The sequence below is a fragment of the Flavobacterium sp. genome (genome assembly GCF_027482425.1).
Lineage (GTDB): Bacteria > Bacteroidota > Bacteroidia > Flavobacteriales > Flavobacteriaceae > Flavobacterium.
Genome location: NZ_JAIXWA010000029.1, coordinates 37,327 through 57,921, shown reverse-complemented (window position 1 = coordinate 57,921; position 20,595 = coordinate 37,327). Strand labels below are relative to the sequence as shown.

Sequence of the window (20,595 nt, the reverse complement as noted above, 5' to 3'; positions counted from 1 at the left end):
GCGTTACCTAAAAATTCAATGCGCCACAAAAATAGCACATTTTGATTCGGAGTAGGTCCCTTTAAAAATTAATTCCCGTTTTTTATCATTTTTTTATGAAAAACGCCTTCCGAAGTGCGGATACGAACGGTATAGCTTCCCGTGGCTAATCCAGAAATATTCATATCTACCGAAGTGTATGTCGCCACTTTTTGCCCCAGGGGATTAAATACTTCAATGTCAATCAAGGTTTGGGTGTTTGGCATTTGAAGGTGAACCAAATCGTTGGCCGGATTGGGATACAACGCCAAAACGGAATCGGGTGTAAAGGTGTCGTTCCCCAATTGTGCTGTATTGTTGCGTGAAATAATTTCTCGTTTGGGATCGAATTGGACTCCTGTCACCAAAAAAGGAACGGGCACAATAAATTCTTCTCCGTCAAACGTATGCTCCAAAACAACCTCTAGTGATTGCCCTCCAGCACCCGTTAGACGAACCATCACAGGCATTTCAAAAAAGGAAACACTCGAATGCGATTGGGATTGGTTGATTGTAATTTTGGCTTGCCCACCGCCCCAGTTTTGAGCAATAACGCTGTAGGTTGGATACCCTTGATTATACACCCAATCGTTGAAAAATTCGGTCAAATCACTGCCGTGAACTGCCTCCAAATGACTTTTGAATTGCGCCGTTACAGCATAATTGAACGCCAAGGCGGGATCGGCCAAATAGTTGCGCAACGCCTGAAAATAATTGGCATCTCCCATGCGCCAACGCAACATGTGCAACACCATCGCGGCTTTGTTATAACTCAATCGACTGTTGAAAATACGACTCGAGTTGTTCGCTTCACTATCCGTAAGGTAAACAGCTCCTCCAGCTTGTGAGGTGATGTTATTGATTAATTGCGTTTTATTGGCAATAAAAGCGGTTTCGCCATCAAATTGTTCAATCACTAAGGACGACAAATACGTAGCAAATCCTTCATTCAACCAAATGTCTTTCCACGATCCACAGGTTACTTTGTTGCCAAACCATTGGTGCGCCAATTCGTGTGCAATGAGTCCCCGACTGAAATTATTCATAAACGACATCGTTGTATGCTCCATACCGCCACCCCAACCAAATTGGGCATGACCGTATTGCTCGTTACGGTACGGATAGGGTTCAAACAGCGTTTCGAAGTAATCCATGATGCTCAAGGTTTCCTCCATTTGGGCTTGAACCGTTGCATTGAAATTTTCGGGATATACATAGTTAATCACCGGGAAAGTATTGGGTGCAGTCCCCGCCGTTTGGGTATATACGGTGTAATTGGTTACGGCAAAACAAATCAAATACGCGGGGATCGGGTATCCGTGTTGAAAATGGGTTGTTTTGCTGCTCCCGTTAACAGTTTCCGATTGTTTCACACCATTGGCCACAGCAACATATTGCGAAGGCGCAGTAATAAAAATGTCAACATTGTTAATTTTGTCATTTAAATCTTGTTTACATGGCCACCAGTCGCGCGCTCCAAACGGTTGCGAAAGCGTCCACATTACAGGAACACCTGCATGTGTGCTCGCTTCAAAAGAGTCAAAACCGCTTACAGGTGGGGTTCCGGCATACGTAATTTCAACCGTTGCACTATTACCGGCCGTAACTTGTGATGGTAAGGTAATGACCAATTCTTCATTCGCATTTTGAGTAAAAGCCAAATTCTGCGTATTCATTTTTACCGAAGATACCGTCAATTCATTCATCAAATCAAAGGTAACGGTAGACATGTTTTGCAAGGCAGTAAACGTGGTGGTTACTTTTCCATTGACATTGGCTACTGAGGGATTAACGGTGAGCTCTATTTTATGATAAGTAACGTCGTAATTAGTAGTATTGGCATTAACTGTCACCGTCATCGTTGACGCAGCCGCTTTTCGTTCAGCTTGGCTAATGGATTCCAGTTCGTCAGCATTTTGTTGCGCATGACCCAAAAGCGCCATTCCTAGGCAAGAAAGTAGGTAGATTTTATTCATGGGAATCGTTGAATTTTTTGCGAATGTAAAAAAAAAATTCAGCATATTGTTGATAATCAATTGCTAAAATCTGTATAATTTATAAGATTTGCAATAGCCTGATGATGGGCATTTTGCCAGAAACGTATGGAGAATTATCGAAAGCATTTTGCTACCTTTGTCCACTGAATTTTAACACCCTACACCCATGTTACAGATTGCGGTTATTCGCGAAAATCCCGAACGAATTATTACAGCGTTGCAGCGCAAACATTTTGATGCTCGTGCTATTGTGATGGAGATTGTTGAATTGGATGAAAAACGGCGCAGTTCTCAAGCCGCGTTGGATAATGTATTGGCCGAATCAAATAAGCTTTCCAAAGACATTGGGATGTTGATGAAAAATGGTGAAAAAGCAAAAGCCGAAATCTTAAAGCAAAAGACAACAAATCTTCGCGATGAAAGCAAAGTGTTGTCAGAACAGTTGGAGGTTTTTGCCGCACAATTGACCGAAAAACTTTACCTGTTGCCCAACTTGCCTGCAGCTATAGTGCCCGAAGGAAAAACCGCCGATGAAAATTTAAATGAATTTCAAGAAGGTGATATTCCTGTGCTACACGAAGGCGCTTTACCACATTGGGAATTGGTTAAGAAATACGATATCATCGACTTCGAGTTGGGCGTAAAAATTACAGGCGCAGGATTTCCTGTTTACAAAGGAAAAGGCGCTCGATTGCAACGGGCGTTGATTTCTTATTTTTTGGATAAAAATACCGAAGCCGGCTATCAAGAATACCAAGTACCCCATTTGGTAAATGAAGCCTCTGGTTTTGGCACCGGGCAGTTGCCCGACAAAGAAGGGCAAATGTACCATGTAGGGTTGGATGACTTGTATTTGATTCCAACGGCGGAAGTACCGGTAACGAATTTATTCCGTGACGAATTGTTGAATGAAAATGAGTTGCCAATTTTGTGTACAGGCTACACCCCATGTTTCCGTCGTGAAGCGGGTTCGTATGGGGCGCATGTTCGAGGATTGAATCGTTTGCACCAATTTGATAAAGTCGAAATTGTGCGTATTGAGCATCCAGAAAAATCATATGAAGCTTTGGAAGGGATGGTCGAACATGTGAAAAATATCATGCGCGAACTAAAATTACCCTATCGAATTCTTCGTTTGTGTGGTGGCGATATGAGTTTTGCTTCGGCGCTAACCTATGATTTTGAAGTGTTTTCGACAGCGCAAGACCGTTGGTTGGAAATTTCTTCGGTGTCCAACTTCGAAACCTTCCAAGCCAATCGCTTAAAGTTGCGTTTCAAAGGAAAAGACGGGAAAACGCAATTGGCACATACCTTAAACGGGAGTTCATTAGCCTTACCTCGTGTGATGGCTGGAATCTTGGAAAATTACCAAACGCCCGAAGGAATTGTGATCCCTGAGGTATTGCGTCCCTACACCGGATTTGATATCATCAACTAATATTCGTTAAGAAACCCTAAACACATGTACTAGATAACCGCTATTTGTGTTATTTTAGTACATTGTTTTTTTATGATGAAGCGATTACTCTTTTTATTGTTCACCTGCATCGGAATGCTTGCCGCGGCTCAAAACGAGCAATTGGCACAGAATTACTTTGACCGTGGGGAATTTGAGAAAGCGTTAGTGAGCTATGAAGAATTGCTGAAATCGCAACCCCATAATTTCAATTTTTTTCAGCGAACGGTTGAATGTTACCAGCAATTGCAACAATTCGATAAGTCCGAAAAACTCATTCAAAATCGCTTAGACCAATACAAACAAGGGAGTTATTTGGTCGAGTTGGGGTACAATTTCCAGTTGCAAAAGGAGGCAGATAAAGCCAAAAAACACTACGAGCAAGCCTTGGATAAAATTCGAAAAAACCACAATGAAGTATACCAAATTGCCTATGGTTTTGATAAAAAAGGGCTTACAGATTATGCTATCCAAGCCTATGAATTGGCGGTGAGTATCGAACCCAAATACAACTTCAATTACCAAATGGCGTTACTCTACGGGCAAAAAGGGGATATGGATAACATGATCGAAAAGTTCTTGACCGAATCCTTCAACAATCCCCAAAGTTTAGTGATGATTCAAAACCAATTGTCGCGATTCATGAGCGAGGATGCTTCGGTAACTTTCAACGATGCTTTGCGCAAAGCCTTATTGGGACGCATTCAAAAAACCCAAGATTTGTTTTGGAATGATTATTTGAGTTGGTACTACGTACAACAAAAAGAGTACGGCAAGGCCTTTATACAACAAAAAGCAATTTACAAACGCAGTCCCGAGTCTTTTTCCAATATTGTCAATTTGGCGCAATTGGCCATGAGTGAAAACGACGAGGCGGCGGCCACCGAAATTCTCAACTTTATTCTTGAAAATACCCGTGATTTGGACTTACAAATCAAGGCCCATACCTACTTGATTGAATTGCAAATCAAAAAAGCACAACCTGCTGCTTATCCCGCCATTGCTGCCGAATTGGATACCCGTATCAAACAGTTTGGGGTGAGCCCGTATTCGTTGTCCTTACTGCAATTGAAAGCTAAATTTTCGGCTTTTCAGCAAAAAGACACCGAAACCGCAAAAATCATTTTAAAAAATGCCCTCGAAATGCCCTTGAAACGCGAGGAAATTGCCGAGGTAAAAATGGATTTGGCGGCCATATTGTTGTTGGAAGAAAAGTTCAATCAGGCCTTAATCTACTTCGCACAAGTTGAAAATGAAGGAGGGAACAATCCGTTGGGACAAGAAGCAAGTTTGCGGGTGGCAAAAACGAGTTATTACAAAGGCGATTTCAAATGGGCCGAACACCAATTGGGCGTCCTCAAGTCGGCCTCAACCCAATTAATCGCCAACGACGCTATGGATTTGTATTTGCTGATCAGCGACAATACGGTGGCCGATTCGACACAAACGGCCTTGAAAAAGTTTGCCCGCGCCGATTATTTACTGTACCAAAATAAAAAAGCCGAAGCCTTGCAAGCTTTTCAAGCCATTTTAAAAGAACACAAGGGGCAGGAAATCGAACCCGTAACGCTGTTGCGAATTGGGAAGTTGTGGGAAGAACAAAACAATTTTCCTGAAGCCATTGCCAGTTACCGCCAAATCATTGACCAACACAAAGAGTGCATCTATGTAGATGAGGCGACATATTTTGCGGCTGAATTATACCAAAAAACGGGGGAAGTGGAAAAGGCCAAAGCCCTGTATGAAGACATCATTCTTCATCGGGAAGACAGTATTTTTTATGTCGATGCGCAAAAGAAATTTCGACGTTTGCGCGGTGACAAAGAACTGTAATGAAATTATTATAAACGTTGAATTATAAATTTTAAATGGGAGTTTCCATTTAAGAATTTGAAAAGAATATATGATACTATACAATGTAACCATCAATATTCACGAAAGCGTCCACGATCAATGGATGCGTTGGATGCAAACCAAGCATATCAATGATGTCTTGGCTACCGGAAAGTTTTGTTCAGCCCGATTGGTAAAGGTCTTGGTCGAAGAAGAAATGGGCGGGGTAACCTATGCCGTACAATACACGACCGATAGCTTGGAAACCTTACAACGATATTACGATGAAGATGCCTCCCGCTTACGTGAAGAAGGTTATCAATTGTTTGGGGAGAAAATGTTGGCGTTTCGCACCGAACTGCAACTGATTTCAGAACATTTTCAAAATAACTAATACCATGGAAGTTCGTTTCACCACCAAAGAAGAAAGCAATGCCCGTCGACAAGCCGATTTTTTGAAGCTTTCCAAAACGGAGCGCGTACTGGCTTTTTTTGCCCTGTGTAGACGAATGAAATCCTTCCCAGTAAAACAAAATTCATCGCCAAAGAAAGATAATTTTTTAATTGTCATTACTGCCAAATGATTCGAAATTGGGAACATAATATCGATCAGTTTATAACCTCTGCAAAACGAAACGGGGTACGAATGCTCATGGTGGGCGGTGGAGCGGTAAATTTTCATGGTTACCAAAGGCATTCAGCTGATGTTGATTTTTGGATAGAAACCACACCAGAAAATTTCAATCGATTAGTCATTGTTTTCCAAGAACTTGGTTATGAAATCGATGCTTTTCCTCAATCGGTTTTGGATGGAAATCAAAATATTTCGATTAAGTTTTCACCCGAAGATTTAGATTTGGAATTGATTACTCGTTTTTCTGTCAATAAAACTTTTGAGGAAGCCTATCAATCTAGTGAGTTGGTGGTCGTTAATCAAAATGAATTTTTACAATGGAATGTGTTGTCACTTGATGATTTAATTACAAGCAAATTAAAAGCAGGGCGCCCAAAAGACTTACTCGATGTACATCAGTTACGTCAACTAAATCCTTGATATTTATTCTCATGAACCAAGTTAGAGCCAAAAAACATTTAGGGCAACATTTTTTAACCGACGAAACGATTGCCCGTCGTATTGGCGATACCTTGACGTTGGAAGGCTATGATACGGTATTGGAAATCGGACCCGGAATGGGGGTGTTGACCAAGTATTTGTTGGAAAAAGACATCGATACTCATGTGGTGGAAATTGACACCGAATCCGTAGCGTATTTGGAACAACATTATCCCAAATTGCACGGGAAAATCCTCTCCAAAGACTTTTTAAAACACGATTTTTACACCGAGTTTGAAGGAAAGCCTTTTGCCATAACGGGCAATTTTCCCTACAATATTTCGACACAAATTGTATTCAAAATGCTCGAAATGCGCGATCGTGTCCCTGAATTTTCTGGGATGTTTCAAAAAGAAGTAGCCGAACGTATTTGTGAAAAAAAAGGGAGTAAAACCTATGGTATTCTTTCGGTTTTGGTTCAAGCTTTTTATGAGGCTGAATACTTGTTTACCGTTGGCGAACACGTGTTTAATCCGCCACCAAAAGTGAAATCAGGCGTGCTGCGTTTGGTACGAAAATCCGATTATCGCTTAGCCTGTAATGAGAAAATGCTCTTCAATGTGGTAAAAACTGCCTTTAATCAACGCAGAAAAACGCTACGAAACAGTTTAAAATCCTTAAATTTGCCCGATCCTTTACGGGAAGATGCGGTATTTGATCTTCGTCCGGAACAATTGTCCACCGAAGATTTTATTGCATTGACCCAAAAAATCGAGGCGTATGCAGTTTAAAATCAGTAAAGAGTTACTGGATCAAATCAACAATTTGATTCTGCACAATAAGGAGCGTGAGTTACACGACCTCCTTAGCGAACTGCATTATGCTGATATCGCCGAGATCATGGAAGAACTCGACGATACACAAGCTTCCTATATCTTTAGCATTCTCGATTCTGAAAAAACAGCCGACGTGCTGATGGAGATCGATGAGGAACTTCGCGAAAAGATTCTGAAACGCATGTCGGCCAAAGAAATTGCCGAAGAAATTGACGAACTCGATACCGATGATGCGGCCGATATTATTGCCGAACTTCCCCAAAGCAAAAAAGAAGAGGTAATCTCTGAGCTGGAAGACGTTGAACACGCCAAAGACATTGTCGATTTGTTGCGCTACGACGAAGATACTGCCGGAGGTTTGATGGGGAAAGAATTGGTAAAAGTCAATGAAAATTGGAATGTATTGACTTGCGTCAAAGAAATGCGCTTGCAAGCCGAAAACGTTACCCGCGTGCATTCCATTTATGTAGTCGATGATGATAATCGGTTGAAAGGACGCTTGTCGTTGAAAGATTTATTGACCACTTCTACGAAAACGCCCATTAGTGAGGTATATATCAAAAAAGTAGATTACGTTCGTGTGAACACCTCCAATACCGAAGTGGCCCGAATCATGCAGAAATACGACTTGGAAGCCATTCCCGTCGTCGATGAAATGGGACGTTTGGTAGGACGAATTACGATTGACGATATCGTCGACGTGATTAAAGAAGAAGCCGACAAAGATTACCAGTTGGCGGCGGGGATCTCGCAAGACGTCGAGGCGGATGACAGTATTTTGGATTTGACCCGCGCGCGTCTGCCTTGGTTGGTTTTGGCTTTATTCGGCGGTTTTATCTCAGTAGAAATGCTGAGTTTGTTTGAAGGTGCCATGAAGGAACATTACAAATTATTCTTTTTTACGCCACTGATAGCAGCGATGGCTGGAAATGTAGGCGTACAATCTTCGGCGATTATCGTACAAGGTTTAGCCAATCAATCCATCAGTGGTTCCATTTTTAACCGCCTTCTCAAAGAAATTTCCCTTAGTTTACTCAACGGTATTATCCTAGCGGCGATATTGTTTTTGGGCAGTCATTTTTTATTGGGCGTTGAGATGAAAATAGGCGTAATTGTTACCATCGCCTTGATTTCTGTAATTATCACAGCCTCGCTCATTGGGACCTCTATCCCGTTAATCTTGGATAAATTTGGCATCGACCCAGCCCTAGCGACAGGTCCGTTTATCACCACTAGCAATGATATTTGTGGAATTTTGATCTACTTTACGATTGCCCGCATGATTTTGGGCTTCTAGTTCGTTTTCCCTTTTACTATCTTTGTTTTTCACCAATCTCAATTGTTTTGAAGACCAACGCCATTCGCATCCTTCATTTAGACACCAACCATCCGTTGCTTTGGGCGCAATTGGAAGCTGCCGGATTTATTAACGAAGCCGACTATACTTCTGATAAAGCTGCCGTTGAAGCCAAGATTAATCAGTATCACGGCATTGTAATCCGTAGTAGGTTTAACATTGACGCACAGTTTCTCGACGCCGCTACCCAATTGCAGTTTATAGCGCGTGTAGGAGCAGGTTTGGAAAGTATTGACGTTGAATATGCCGCTCAAAAAGGGGTGCAATTAATCGCAGCCCCCGAAGGCAATCGCAATGCAGTAGGCGAACACGCACTAGGCATGTTGTTGTCGCTCATGAATAACCTAAACCGTGCCGATCGTATGGTACGCCAAGGGCAATGGGTGCGTGAGGGCAATCGAGGCTATGAGTTGGAGGGAAAAACCATAGGAATCATTGGCTATGGCAATATGGGGAAGTCTTTTGCGCAAAAATTACGCGGATTTGAGGTGAATGTTCTATGCTATGATATTCAAGAAAATGTAGGAGATGCTTGCGCACGACAGGTCGATTTAGCGACACTGCAAGCCGAAGCCGATGTAGTGAGTTTGCATGTGCCTTGGACACCCGAGACGCATCAAATGGTCAATCGAGACTTCATTCAAGCTTTTGCCAAACCTTTTTGGTTGATTAATACCTCAAGAGGGAAAAATGTGGTAACAGCCGATTTGGTCGAAGCTTTGCAATCGGGAAAAGTTCTGGGCGCTGGATTGGATGTGTTGGAATATGAAAAATTGTCTTTTGAAAGCTTGTTTACCGACCAACGTCCTGAGGCGTTACAGTATTTATTGGATTCCGAAAAGGTGTTGTTAACCCCTCATATTGCTGGGTGGACGTATGAAAGTCATGAAAAATTAGCCCAAACCATTGTCGATAAAATCAAGCAGCAGTACGGTCTTTTCAATACAAATGAAAGTAGTATAAAAAAAGAGGCTGGCGTAACAGGTATTGGAGGGATATTTTTTAAATCAAAAGACCCAAAAGCACTGAAAACCTGGTATGCAACTCATTTGGACATTCCTGTCGATGACTACGGATGGTCGTTTTGGTGGAAAGACGCCAAAGGAAACGATGCGATGACCCAATGGGCACCGTTTGAGGCAGGCACCCGTTATTTTGAACCCAGCGATAAAGAATTTATGCTGAATTTTCGGGTACATAATCTCAAGCAACTCCTTACAGAATTAGCAGCACAAGGCGTTACAATTATTGGAGACCCAGAAACCTTTGACTATGGGACCTTTGCGTGGATTCTGGATCCTGAGGGAAATAAGATTGAACTTTGGGAGCCGATAGATACTGCATTTCAAGAAAAATAGTTATTTTTAAAACCAATAATTCAAAATCTAATCAACAAAAAAACAAAAATTATGGATTCACAAAAAGTAGACATGTTCATGATGGCCAATTCAAAATTCTTTGAAGCCCATCACTTACCCGCCATTCGCGAGCGTTTGTTAAGTTTGGATGAAGCAAAATGGGGAATGGTGCAAACCACACAATATAAAGACCCAACCACCAGTTTAATTATTTCTTTGTTGGCAGGTGGATTAGGAATCGATCGCTTTTATGTAGGCGATACTGGTTTAGGGATTGCAAAATTACTTACTTGTGGTGGATTAGGCATTTGGAATATCGTAGACTGGTTTTTGATCATGGGAGTTACTCGTGAGAAAAACATGGAAAATTTCCAAAACGCGATTTATTAATACGTACTGAAAAGTTATGACCCGAAACCGGCTATACACATGGGTGTTGCTGCTCTCCGTTTCGGGTTTTTTGTACCTAGTATATGCCCTTTTTGGCCCTTCGGATGCCCCTATACACGTTTGTGTTTTTAAGAACATTTCGGGTTATCCGTGTCCGTCATGTGGGACAACCCGGTCGATAATAGCCTTGTTTCACAGTAATTTTGCGGAAGCTATTTACTATAATCCTTTAGGCTATGTGATGGCTTTGGTCATCCTTACTGTTCCAATTTGGGTGCTCCGTGACATGATTACCCGAAAGACTGATTTTTTTATTTTTTATGGCAAAATAGAGGCTTTTTTTACCCAGCGTATACCGATGCTTTTGAGTATTGGCTTTATTTTTGCCTTGTGGATGTGGAATATTTATAAAGCATTATGATACAAACTGTTCAATTTCCCTACAAACCTTCTGAGCACGAGGCTGAAAAGGCTTCCAATAGTTATTTGATGTCTCTGGTGGCTTTGGTCGCCGGATTACCGCTGCCGATCATTAATTTAATTGCCACATTTTTCTTTTACATTGCCAATCGAAAAGGCACCTATTATGTGCGGTGGCATTGTACGCAAGCGTTATTTTCGCAAGCGGCGTTATTGTGTATGAATAGCTTTGGGTTCTGGTGGACCATCAATATTATTTTTTATAATCATCCGGTGAGTAGTACCTATTTTGCGTATTTATTTACGGTAATTATTTTTAACATCACCGAGTTTATTTCAACTATTTATTTGGCGGTCAACACCCGAAAAGGAAAGCATATCGAATTGTGGTTTTTTGGCCCATTAACCAATTTAATCTGTAGACCCGATGGCACAAAATAAAGTTATTTTACAAGGCGTATTATTACTCGCCCTCTTTTTTGGCCTCTTTTTTGGCTTGCGACAAATCGATTTTGTCAAGGTTTTTAATATTCGTCAAACGCAATTGAATACCGCGTCAAAGTTGGGAGACTTACTTTGGGAACAGGTCGAAGAAACCGAAGTTATCATTCATAACGATACGCTACAAAAAACGCTGGATTCATTGATGCAACCTTTATTGGAAGCCAACGACATTCCTAAAGATTCCATTCTTTTGCATTTTATCGAAAACGATGCTGTGAATGCATTTGCCATGCCCAACAACCATTTGGTGGTGTACACCGGTTTGATCAAAGCCTGTACCAAACAAGAGTCGGTGCAAGGCGTATTGGCGCATGAAGTGGCTCATATTCGTAAGAATCACGTAATGCAAAAGTTGTCGAAAGAAGTTGGATTGACAGTATTGCTCGGTGCCTCGGGTAATAATGGAGCGCTCATTCGCGAAATCATCAAAACCTTGTCCTCTACTGCCTATGATCGCGCTTTGGAAAAAGAAGCCGATTTGACCGCGGTTGATTATATGATCAAAGCGAAGATTAATCCACAGCCTCTGGCTGATTTTATGTACCAGTTAGCCCAAGAACGCTCCCTTCCCGACGGTTTTGGTTGGATCTCAACCCACCCCGAGTCGGAAGATCGTGCCGCCTACATCCTCGATTATGTGAAAGGAAAAAAACTAGGTAATCGCCAGGTGCTTAAACCCAACGATTGGGAGGCATTCAAACTTCATATAGAAGAAAATCATTAAAAAAAAACCTGATTTTTTTGGTCAGGTTTTTTTATTCAAGGTGCGGGATTCGGATGTAATTCTTGTATTTTCTGAATGCCTGTTAAAACATCATCAGTGAGTTCGACCGAAAAAGCATCAAGATTTTCCTTTAACTGGGTTAAACTTGTAGCCCCAACAATCGTTGAAGTTACAAAGGATTGTCGGTGTACAAACGCTTCCGCCATTTGAACTAAAGTCAGTCCGTGTGCTTCGGCTAATTCTTTATACAAACGTGTTGCCGTAAAACAGTTTTCGTTGGTGTAGCGCGTGAAATTGGGAAACAACTTCATTCGTGAATTTTCGGGATAGCCGTTTAAATATTTCCCTGATAAAAATCCGAAAGCCAAGGGTGAATAGGCCAATAAGCCCACCCCTTGACGGTAGCATAATTCGCTCAACCCTACTTCAAACAAACGATTCAATAAAGAATAGGGATTCTGGATGCTCACAATACGAGGTAATCCATGGCGCTCACTTTCTTGTAAAAAACGCATCACTCCAAATGGGTTTTCATTCGAAACACCGATATGCTTGATCTTCCCTTCTTTAATCAATCCATCAAAAACCTGCAATACTTCCCAAATATTGTCTTGCCATTGGAGGTCAAACTCTGTTAAACCCCGTTTCCCAAACATGTTCATCACACGTTCAGGCCAATGCATTTGGTACAAATCAATATAATCGGTTTGGAGGTTTTTCAAACTTAAATCAACTGCCTCATGCAAACTCTTTTTGGAAAAATCCAAGGGTTGACGAATGTATTCCATCCCGCGATTGGGTCCGGCAATTTTGGTCGCCAACACTAATTTTTCGCGTTCATTCGCTCCAATTTTCTTAATCCATGTCCCAATAAATCGTTCCGTACTTCCAAAAATTTCCGCATTTCCACCGATGGGATACATTTCTGCCGTATCGATAAAATTAATCCCATGTGCGATAGCGTAATCCAACTGATCGTGGGCTTCGGTTTCGGTATTTTGATTGCCAAACGTCATGGTGCCGAGGCAAACAGTACTAACATGTAAATCGGTATGGGGTAGTTGGGTGTAGGTCATCATGGGGGATTATAATTCTTCCAACATTTTAGAGATTTCATCCAATTTTGGGGTCAGGATGATTTCAATGCGTCGGTTTTTCGCTTTCCCTTCAGCGGTGGTATTAGGTTGCAAAGGCGCATACTCACCTCGACCGGCAGCGGTTAGATTTTGACGGTTAATGTCCTTATTTTCCGAAAGAATATTTACAATCGCTGTAGCACGTTTGGTCGATAAATCCCAGTTGTTTTCAATGCCGCCACCGAGATTACCCAAAATTTTATCATCATCCGTATGTCCTTCAATCAATACCGAAATTTCAGGGTTTTGTGCTAAAACTTTACCTAGCTCAACCACAGCTTTTTTTCCTTCAACCCCTACGGCCCAGCTTCCCGTTTGGAACAACAATTTGTTTTCCATGGACACATATACTTTACCGTTTTTCTGTTCAATAGTTAACCCTTTTCCCTCAAAGGCATTTAAGGCGCGGGAGAGGTTGTCTTTCAAGCGTTTCATATTGGCATCTTTGGCCGCAATGTAAGCCTCCAATTCATTGAGTCGTTTGGAGCTTGCTTCCAATTCAGCCCGTAATTTATTTAAACGTTCTTGCTCGGCAGCCATGGCTTTCTCCTTCGCTTCCAACTGCGCCAATAGCTCTCTGTTTTTATTGATATTGTTACTCAATGCCTCATTGCTGTCTTTTTCTAAAGCCGAATAAGCCGCTTGTAAATTCTTTAGGCTTTTTTCAGAGGCACTGAGTTCGCTTTGTAGTTTATCACGATCCGCTTTAAGTTTGTCATACTCTGCTTTCAGTTTGGCCGCGTCGGTTTCTAATTGCCCTTTTGCTTTTTGTAACTTTTCATTCTCATCTGAAATCTGACGATTTTCTTTTTTCAAATCGGCATATTTGCTCTCTAATTCGTTGTAAATTTTCTTAGAGACACAAGAGGTAGTTAAGGCAACTAAGGTAAAACCTAAAAACACTTTTTTTATCATAATCATTTATTTATGGAGTTTGTTTGTGTTCAATTTCGACAACAATGGGACAGTGGTCCGAGTGTTTGGCTTCGGGTAATATGACCGCACGTATTAAACGATCACGCAGCGGTTCACTCACCAAGTGATAGTCAATTCGCCATCCTTTGTTGTTATTACGGGCGTTGGCGCGGTAACTCCACCAACTGTATTGATGAGGTTCTTTGTTGAAATGGCGGAAACTATCGATAAATCCCGATTTCATAAAGGCATCTAGCCAAGCCCGTTCTTCGGGTAAAAATCCAGAAACGGTTGCATTTCGAATGGGATCATGGATATCAATGGCTTGGTGACAAATGTTGTAATCACCGCCAATCACTAAATTGGGAATAGTTTGTTTGAGCGTATTGATATAGGTTTGAAAATCGTCCATGTATTTGAACTTTTGGCCCAAACGTTCGCTATTGGTTCCCGAGGGCAAATACAAGCTCATCACCGAAAGATCGCCAAAATCGGCACGAAGGTTTCTTCCCTCAAAATCCATGTGGGCAATGCCTGTTCCATATACAACTGTATCGGGTTTGATTTTGGATAAAATTGCTACCCCACTATATCCCTTTTTTTGTGCTGGAAAATAGTATTGATACGGATAACCTGCCGCTGTAATGGCATCGATTGGAATTTGATCTTCAGTAGCTTTGATCTCCTGAAGGCAAATCACATCAGGGTTGGCGTGTTGCAACCAATCAAGAAATCCTTTGGTGATTGCTGCTCGAATTCCGTTGACGTTGTAAGAAATAATTTTCATGAATGGGTCAAAAATCGATTAGGAAAGTCGTTCCTTTTGTACTTTGTTCAAAAATAGACAATTCAAGGAAACTCTTTTAAGGGATGTGGAAAAATTATGATAAATGTTTAACCTTTTTGGGGAAAAGGGGATTTTTTAAAATGGGGATTCCGAAGAATTGTTATCTTTGTTTTTTTACAAAACAGATACAATAAAACAACTCCATGGGTTTAGTTACAGCGAAAGAAGTAGCCAAAGCAATTAATGCCGACAAATACGGAGTATTAGGGACATTTGCAGGATGGTTGTTGATGAAAGTTTTGAAAATTTCTACACTAAATAAAATCTACGATCGCAATAAACATTTAAGTGAGCTTGATTTTTTAAATGCGATTTTGGATGAGTTTGAAATCAAATTTGAAATTCCCGAAGAAGATTTAAAGCGATTGCCCAAAGACGGCGCTTACATAACCATTTCCAACCACCCACTGGGGGGGATTGACGGTATTTTGTTGTTGAAACTCATGCTGGAGCGTGAACCTAATTTCAAAATCATAGCCAACTTTTTATTGCACCGTATCGAACCGATGAAACCCTACATTATGCCGGTGAATCCGTTTGAAAATCATAAAGATGCCAAGTCGAGTGTGGTGGGAATCAAAGAAACGCTACGCCATTTAAGCGATGGAAAACCGTTGGGAATGTTTCCCGCAGGGGAAGTTTCAACCTACAAAGACGGGAAATTAGTGGTCGATAAAGAATGGGAGGAAGGCGCGATTAAAGTCATTCGAAAAGCCCAAGTGCCTGTGGTTCCTATTTATTTTCATGCACAAAACAGTAAGTTATTCTATTTACTTTCCAAAATTAGTGACACCTTACGAACCGCCAAATTGCCTTCGGAACTACTTACGCAAAAAGGACGTGTGATTAAAGTTCGTATCGGGAAACCCATTCCTGTAGCCGAGCAAAACGAACATGGGACAATAGAAGAATATTCCGAGTTTTTACGCCGAAAAACCTATATGTTGGCCAATTCTTTTGACGACGAAAGCAAGTTTCAATCCTTGCATGCCTTGAAGCCTGCCAAGAATGTCAAGCAAATTGCGCATCCAGCGAACCACGATAAAATTTTGGCTGAAATTGACGAGGTGCGTCGTGGCGATTACCGTTTGCTTCAAAGCAAAAACTATGAAGTCTTTTTGGTGTCAGCCGATAAGATTCCTAATATCCTTCATGAAATCGGGCGCCTTCGCGAGATTACTTTCCGTGAGGTGGGAGAAGGAACCAATGAATCCTTGGACTTAGATAAATTTGACAAGTATTACCAGCATATGTTTTTGTGGGATGAAGAAACCCAGCGCATTGCTGGAGCCTACCGAATGGGATTGGGAAGTGAAATATTTCCACAATACGGCATCGATGGGTTTTACTTAAACGATTTGTTTCGCTTTGAGCCCGAATTGTATCCAATGATGACCCAATCAATCGAAATGGGCCGCGCGTTTATCATCAAAGAGTACCAACAAAAGCCGATGCCTTTATTTTTATTGTGGAAAGGGATTGTGCATACTACTTTGCGTCACCCCGAGCATAGATATTTGATCGGCGGGGTGAGTATCAGTAATCAGTTTACCGAATTCTCGAAGTCGTTGATGATTGAGTTTATGAAGTCCCACTATTACGATCCGTATGTGGCGCAATACATTCATCCCAAAATGGAGTATAAGGTCAAATTGAAAGATGCCGATAAGGATTTTGTCTTCAATGAAGCGGAAGCCGACTTGAATAAATTTGATAAAATCATTGATGAAATCGAACCTGGGAATTTGCGCTTACCCGTTTTAATCAAAAAATACATCAAGCAAAATGCCCGCGTGATTGCGTTTAATGTCGATCCGCTGTTTAATAACGCCGTAGATGGGTTGATGTATATTCGTATCGCCGATTTGCCAGAGAGTACGGTCAAACCCGTGATGGAGGAATTCCAAGCGGAACTCGAACGAAAAATGGGGGAACGATAGTCCCCAAATTGTATAAAAAAAGCCCTTATTGAAAAGGGCTTTTTGATTTTTATTCGCGAATGATTTTCTCTGTATACCGTATACCATCTTTTTCTAGTTGCAAGAAATAGAGTCCAGGCGATAAGTTGCTGATGTCGATCGATTGAAGTGTGCTTTGCTCGGGTTGAATCGTTTGAATAATTTTCCCAGAAACATCCAAAAGCGTTAAAGCTTGAATCGCATATTGTTTTGGATTATTCAACACAACCATTCCGTGCGAAGGATTTGGCGCCACAGAAAGACCTAAAGCTGCAAAATTCTGCGAGCCCATCGAAGTATCCGTAATGCGGAACAACGACGATCCTCCTGTAATATATAATTCACCATTGACATCTTCGCCAAAAGAGGTAAAGAAGTTATTGCCATTGAAATATGGCGTATACGTAATAGCGCCTGTTGCAATATTGAGAATCCCCATACGATTTTGACATAAATCGGCAAAATAATATTTATTCAACATATTGGGATATAATGTTCCCGTGTATACATAACCACCCGTAATAGAACAACCCCCTGTGGCTGCATGACTGTATTCAGCAAAAGGGGCAATCATTCCCGAGGTATTGGTACAGGTAGAAAATACAGAAGTTCCTTCAAAGCATTTCCAGCCAAAATTCAAACCTGTATTGGGTAAAGGTGCTTGCACACGGTTGATTTCTTCCATAACATCTTGCCCCACATCGGCTATCCATAAATCGCCATTTAATCGGTTGAAGGAAAATTTCCAAGGATTACGTAATCCTAAGGCCCAAATTTCTTTTTTGCCGGATTCATTGATATAGGGGTTTGTTGGAGGGTAACCATAGTTTAACGAACCCGAAGTAGTATTTACATCGAGTCGTAACATTTTTCCCAGAAATACGCGAGAAGGATTGGCTAAATTAACGGTCATGTTTTGTGCAAAATTTTGGGGATCGCCACCACTACCGCCGTCACCCATACCAATATAGAGATAGCCGTCAGGACCAAACTTTAAGGTTCCGCCATTATGATTGTTGTACGGTTGATCAATAGTCAATAAAACAGTCCCCGTGGGATTGGCCACATTGGGGTTAGTACTGCTCACGGTATAGCGTGCAATAACTGTATCCCCCGAAAGATTGGTATAATTAATAAAAAACTGACCATTTGTTGCATAGTTTGGGTGAAAAGCAAGTCCGAGTAAACCTTGCTCGCCCGAACTAGTTGTCAAAGACGAAATGTTTAAAAAAGGCGTTGTCAGTAGCGCATTGTTTTGAATAATACGAATCAAGCCTCCTTGTTGTACCACAAATAATCGGTTATCCCCACAATGTGTAATTTCAACCGCACTATTAAGTCCGGTAACATAGGTTTGTAAGGCAATGGTTTGCGCTGAGGAGATACATCCCCATCCCATCAGCAGTGATAATAATATTTTTTTCATGGAGTATTTTATTTGCCGAAAGATACAAAAAAATGATAAGGGTATGATTGTCAATAAAAAATCCCGAGTTTCCCCGGGATTCTTGGCATAAAAATGTGTGTTTAGGTTAGGCTTATAAATTATCGATGATTTTATCTTTGGGATAGCGCACCTTGTAACTAATCCGTATTTTCTTGGACTCGTTGGGCGCCAATTTGAGTTCCCAGGTCATAAAGCCTGTTTCAGGATTGACCGATGCTTTTCCATCTTCCAACAATTCAATCGTAATGTCTTTGTCCGAACTCAATGGATATTGGTCTTTTAAAGTCAAATTGATTTCTTCTTTTTTGTTATTGCGAATCGTGATGTCATAGGTAAACGTTTGCTCTTTGTAGGAAGATAAAAACTTGGTGCCCGATTTATCGACGACTTTCTCGCGTTTGATGGAAATCTTTTTATCCCGACCCATACTCAAACTCAAGGTGTCGCCAGTTTGCTCGGGATTGATGAAGGTTTTACCCACATTCATTTCTTCAAAAACAATATTGGCTTCACCGGGTAACAAATTGTATTGGCCGTAGTTGTCAATTTTAGCCAACAAATAAGCTTCCTTCTCCAATCGCGGCGCACTATAGAATTTGTAGGTGGCCGGAATCTGAATTTCTTTCAACGATACACTGTGCATTTTTCCATTAGACAACACATCATACGGAATGTCAATGTCAAAAGTGACGTTGAGCTGCGATTCGGAGATTTCTACATAATCGTCGATACTATCATAACCATAATCAACATCTGTTGTGTCTACATTCTTATTTTCTTTTGATTTTGAAAACACATTACCTCTGTAGTAATTGAAATTATTTGAAGGAGTCTCATATAGAATATTTTTATCCCCATCTCTAAATTCTCGATACCTCAAAAACCACGCTTGTTGCAACGGCGCTTCATTGCTTTGATTGGGGTTGCCGCTCGACAAACTCATTTTGATTTTTTTCCAATCGATGCCGGTCGTTTGCCACACTTGGGCTTTGTATAGCAATTGAATGGGGTCTTTAATGCTGTTGGCGCGTAGGTCATACATCGGTTTCCAACCTGCGCTGTTGGTGATGTACGAAAAATTCAAGGTAACAGTACCAGCCACTTCGTTCAAGACTTGTAACACCAATTTCCCTTTCGACATTTTTTCCTCTTTGGCGGTATTCAATTGCAAACGCGCAGTTAAGTTGGCCAAGGTTTTATTCCACTTGGTTTCTTTTTCCTTAAAAGCTTCAATTTGATTGTCCAATTCGATGCGTTTCGCCTTATAATACTCCACCATTTTTATCAATTCGGCGGTGTTCATGCCCGAATTGGCGCCGCCTACTTGTTGATTGTTGTCTAGGAGTCCGATGGTTTGTTGGTGGGTGTAGATTTGAATTTGAACTTTCTTTATCTCTTTTTTTACCAGCTCAATACTGTCCCGCACCTTTTTAATGGCGGGATTGCTTTCGTCAATTTCGTATTCAGAAATATAATTTTTGGTAAACTGAACGGACATTACGGTGACTGATTTGGGGGCTTTGATTTGTAAGGTACTTTCGTTGATGTAGTCGGCTACATTTTTAATTACAACTTCGCTATTCCCCACAGGCAAATTCAATTGGGCCGAATGTTGAAGTTCTGCGCCGCTAAAGTATACCGTGGCGCCTTGTGTTTTGGCGTTGGTAAACAAGGGTTTTTGAGCGAGGAGGCTTGCAGGAACTAGGAGCAGCCAGAGAATATTTTTCATACTTGGTTTTCGGTTGGTTGTATTTATAAACGACGGTTTCATAGGGTCTATTGTTTAGAATCTTATCTTTTTAACTGGAAATAATACTCTTTTCGGTGGTACCAACTTGATTGATTACCATTCGGATAACTGTGCACATAGCGCAAACAGATGCGATTGTCGCGTAACGAAAAGACCACCCATTTGCCATTGTAAGGTGCGCCGCGGGCTTCCGAAAGCATGTTCGCTAGGAGCGGATTGTCACTGTAAGTTAACTCCGCTTGATAGGGTGATTTTGTAAAATCCAATAGGGTTTGACCCGCGATGGTGTTTCCAGGAGTGCCCACATAAATTTCTGAAATATCCATTCGTTGGTTGGGATGGTGTTCATGCCATCCCGAATGATAAAAATAGAGGAGTTCCCATTGGCTTTGGGGTGTGATTTTTTGATCGCTTTCTTTTTTAGGATTGGAATTCCAAACCGCAAGAGTCGCCAAATCCCGTTTGATGATTTCAGGGTCGGTAATACGGGTTAAATATTTCTCCAAAGGATTTTCGCTTTGGGTAAAACTCCAAAGGATAACACATACTGGCAGAAAGAGCATTTTTTTCATACAATGGCTTTTCAACAAAGAGG

At 41.2% G+C, this 20,595-nt stretch carries 19 protein-coding genes and 1 pseudogene; 13 read left to right on the top strand and 7 right to left on the bottom strand.

Features of this window, described 5'->3' with window-relative positions; genetic code table 11:
- Positions 1 to 68: 68 nt before the first annotated feature.
- On the bottom strand, positions 69 to 1,994 hold the full coding sequence (locus tag Q0037_RS03085; RefSeq protein ID WP_297515293.1) for a M1 family aminopeptidase: 1,926 nt from the start codon (positions 1,992 to 1,994) through the stop codon (positions 69 to 71).
- Between the two features lie 187 nt (positions 1,995 to 2,181).
- Here Q0037_RS03085 and serS point away from each other — a divergent pair, with 187 nt between their 5' ends.
- From serS to Q0037_RS03025, 12 genes and pseudogenes are all read left to right on the top strand, one after another.
- Positions 2,182 to 3,453 (top strand): serine--tRNA ligase, encoded by a 1,272-nt coding sequence (gene serS / locus Q0037_RS03080; protein ID WP_297515290.1) that lies wholly within the window; start codon positions 2,182 to 2,184, stop codon positions 3,451 to 3,453.
- Between the two features lie 72 nt (positions 3,454 to 3,525).
- Entirely contained in the window at positions 3,526 to 5,304 is a 1,779-nt protein-coding gene (locus tag Q0037_RS03075; RefSeq protein ID WP_367274074.1) for a tetratricopeptide repeat protein, read from the top strand.
- Between the two features lie 70 nt (positions 5,305 to 5,374).
- Positions 5,375 to 5,698, top strand: coding sequence for a DUF4286 family protein (locus Q0037_RS03070; RefSeq protein WP_297515287.1), 324 nt, complete (start codon positions 5,375 to 5,377; stop codon positions 5,696 to 5,698).
- A gap of 4 nt (positions 5,699 to 5,702) precedes the next feature.
- The gene (locus Q0037_RS03065) at positions 5,703 to 5,888 is read left to right on the top strand and encodes a hypothetical protein (RefSeq protein ID WP_287781682.1); all 186 of its coding nucleotides are present in this window, start codon (positions 5,703 to 5,705) and stop codon (positions 5,886 to 5,888) included.
- Entirely contained in the window at positions 5,885 to 6,358 is a 474-nt protein-coding gene (locus Q0037_RS03060; RefSeq protein WP_297515282.1) for a nucleotidyltransferase, read from the top strand. Before Q0037_RS03065 ends, Q0037_RS03060 begins: the two co-directional genes overlap by 4 nt.
- An 11-nt stretch (positions 6,359 to 6,369) precedes the next feature.
- The gene (gene rsmA, locus Q0037_RS03055) at positions 6,370 to 7,149 is read left to right on the top strand and encodes a 16S rRNA (adenine(1518)-N(6)/adenine(1519)-N(6))-dimethyltransferase RsmA (RefSeq protein WP_073360649.1); all 780 of its coding nucleotides are present in this window, start codon (positions 6,370 to 6,372) and stop codon (positions 7,147 to 7,149) included.
- Complete coding sequence (mgtE, locus tag Q0037_RS03050; protein WP_297515274.1) at positions 7,139 to 8,491, top strand: magnesium transporter; 1,353 nt, start codon at positions 7,139 to 7,141, stop codon at positions 8,489 to 8,491. The genes rsmA and mgtE overlap by 11 nt, the downstream gene beginning before the upstream one ends.
- A 47-nt stretch (positions 8,492 to 8,538) precedes the next feature.
- Positions 8,539 to 9,483, top strand: a pseudogene (locus tag Q0037_RS03045) (2-hydroxyacid dehydrogenase); the annotation flags it as partial.
- Between the two features lie 477 nt (positions 9,484 to 9,960).
- Complete coding sequence (locus Q0037_RS03040; RefSeq protein WP_297515271.1) at positions 9,961 to 10,299, top strand: TM2 domain-containing protein; 339 nt, start codon at positions 9,961 to 9,963, stop codon at positions 10,297 to 10,299.
- A 16-nt stretch (positions 10,300 to 10,315) separates the two neighbouring features.
- On the top strand, positions 10,316 to 10,720 hold the full coding sequence (locus tag Q0037_RS03035) for a DUF2752 domain-containing protein (protein ID WP_297515269.1): 405 nt from the start codon (positions 10,316 to 10,318) through the stop codon (positions 10,718 to 10,720).
- Positions 10,717 to 11,160 carry a hypothetical protein gene (locus Q0037_RS03030; protein ID WP_297515266.1) on the top strand — a complete coding sequence of 148 codons (444 nt, stop codon included), beginning with the start codon at positions 10,717 to 10,719 and terminating at the stop codon, positions 11,158 to 11,160. Before Q0037_RS03035 ends, Q0037_RS03030 begins: the two co-directional genes overlap by 4 nt.
- Positions 11,147 to 11,947 carry a M48 family metallopeptidase gene (locus Q0037_RS03025; RefSeq protein ID WP_297515264.1) on the top strand — a complete coding sequence of 267 codons (801 nt, stop codon included), beginning with the start codon at positions 11,147 to 11,149 and terminating at the stop codon, positions 11,945 to 11,947. Before Q0037_RS03030 ends, Q0037_RS03025 begins: the two co-directional genes overlap by 14 nt.
- 35 nt (positions 11,948 to 11,982) lie before the next feature.
- Here the strand turns inward: Q0037_RS03025 and Q0037_RS03020 are convergent, their stop codons facing one another.
- The 3 genes from Q0037_RS03020 to Q0037_RS03010 are packed head-to-tail and all read right to left on the bottom strand — an operon-like array spanning position 11,983 to position 14,785.
- A complete protein-coding gene (locus tag Q0037_RS03020) occupies positions 11,983 to 13,023 on the bottom strand; it encodes an aldo/keto reductase (protein WP_297515400.1) in 1,041 nt (346 codons plus the stop codon).
- A 9-nt stretch (positions 13,024 to 13,032) separates the two neighbouring features.
- Positions 13,033 to 13,998: an OmpA family protein gene (locus tag Q0037_RS03015; protein ID WP_297515262.1), complete on the bottom strand. Its 966-nt coding sequence runs from the start codon at positions 13,996 to 13,998 to the stop codon at positions 13,033 to 13,035.
- 10 nt (positions 13,999 to 14,008) lie between these two features.
- Positions 14,009 to 14,785 (bottom strand): exodeoxyribonuclease III, encoded by a 777-nt coding sequence (locus Q0037_RS03010; RefSeq protein ID WP_297515259.1) that lies wholly within the window; start codon positions 14,783 to 14,785, stop codon positions 14,009 to 14,011.
- Positions 14,786 to 14,988: 203 nt separating this feature from the next.
- Here Q0037_RS03010 and Q0037_RS03005 point away from each other — a divergent pair, with 203 nt between their 5' ends.
- Positions 14,989 to 16,785, top strand: coding sequence for a lysophospholipid acyltransferase family protein (locus tag Q0037_RS03005; RefSeq protein WP_297515256.1), 1,797 nt, complete (start codon positions 14,989 to 14,991; stop codon positions 16,783 to 16,785).
- Between the two features lie 49 nt (positions 16,786 to 16,834).
- Here the strand turns inward: Q0037_RS03005 and Q0037_RS03000 are convergent, their stop codons facing one another.
- The 3 genes from Q0037_RS03000 to Q0037_RS02990 form a co-directional block, all read right to left on the bottom strand.
- On the bottom strand, positions 16,835 to 18,229 hold the full coding sequence (locus tag Q0037_RS03000; RefSeq protein WP_297515253.1) for a PQQ-dependent sugar dehydrogenase: 1,395 nt from the start codon (positions 18,227 to 18,229) through the stop codon (positions 16,835 to 16,837).
- A gap of 112 nt (positions 18,230 to 18,341) precedes the next feature.
- Positions 18,342 to 19,979 (bottom strand): DUF4139 domain-containing protein, encoded by a 1,638-nt coding sequence (locus tag Q0037_RS02995; protein ID WP_297515251.1) that lies wholly within the window; start codon positions 19,977 to 19,979, stop codon positions 18,342 to 18,344.
- A 62-nt stretch (positions 19,980 to 20,041) separates the two neighbouring features.
- Complete coding sequence (locus Q0037_RS02990) at positions 20,042 to 20,572, bottom strand: hypothetical protein (RefSeq protein ID WP_297515248.1); 531 nt, start codon at positions 20,570 to 20,572, stop codon at positions 20,042 to 20,044.
- Positions 20,573 to 20,595: the final 23 nt, after the last annotated feature.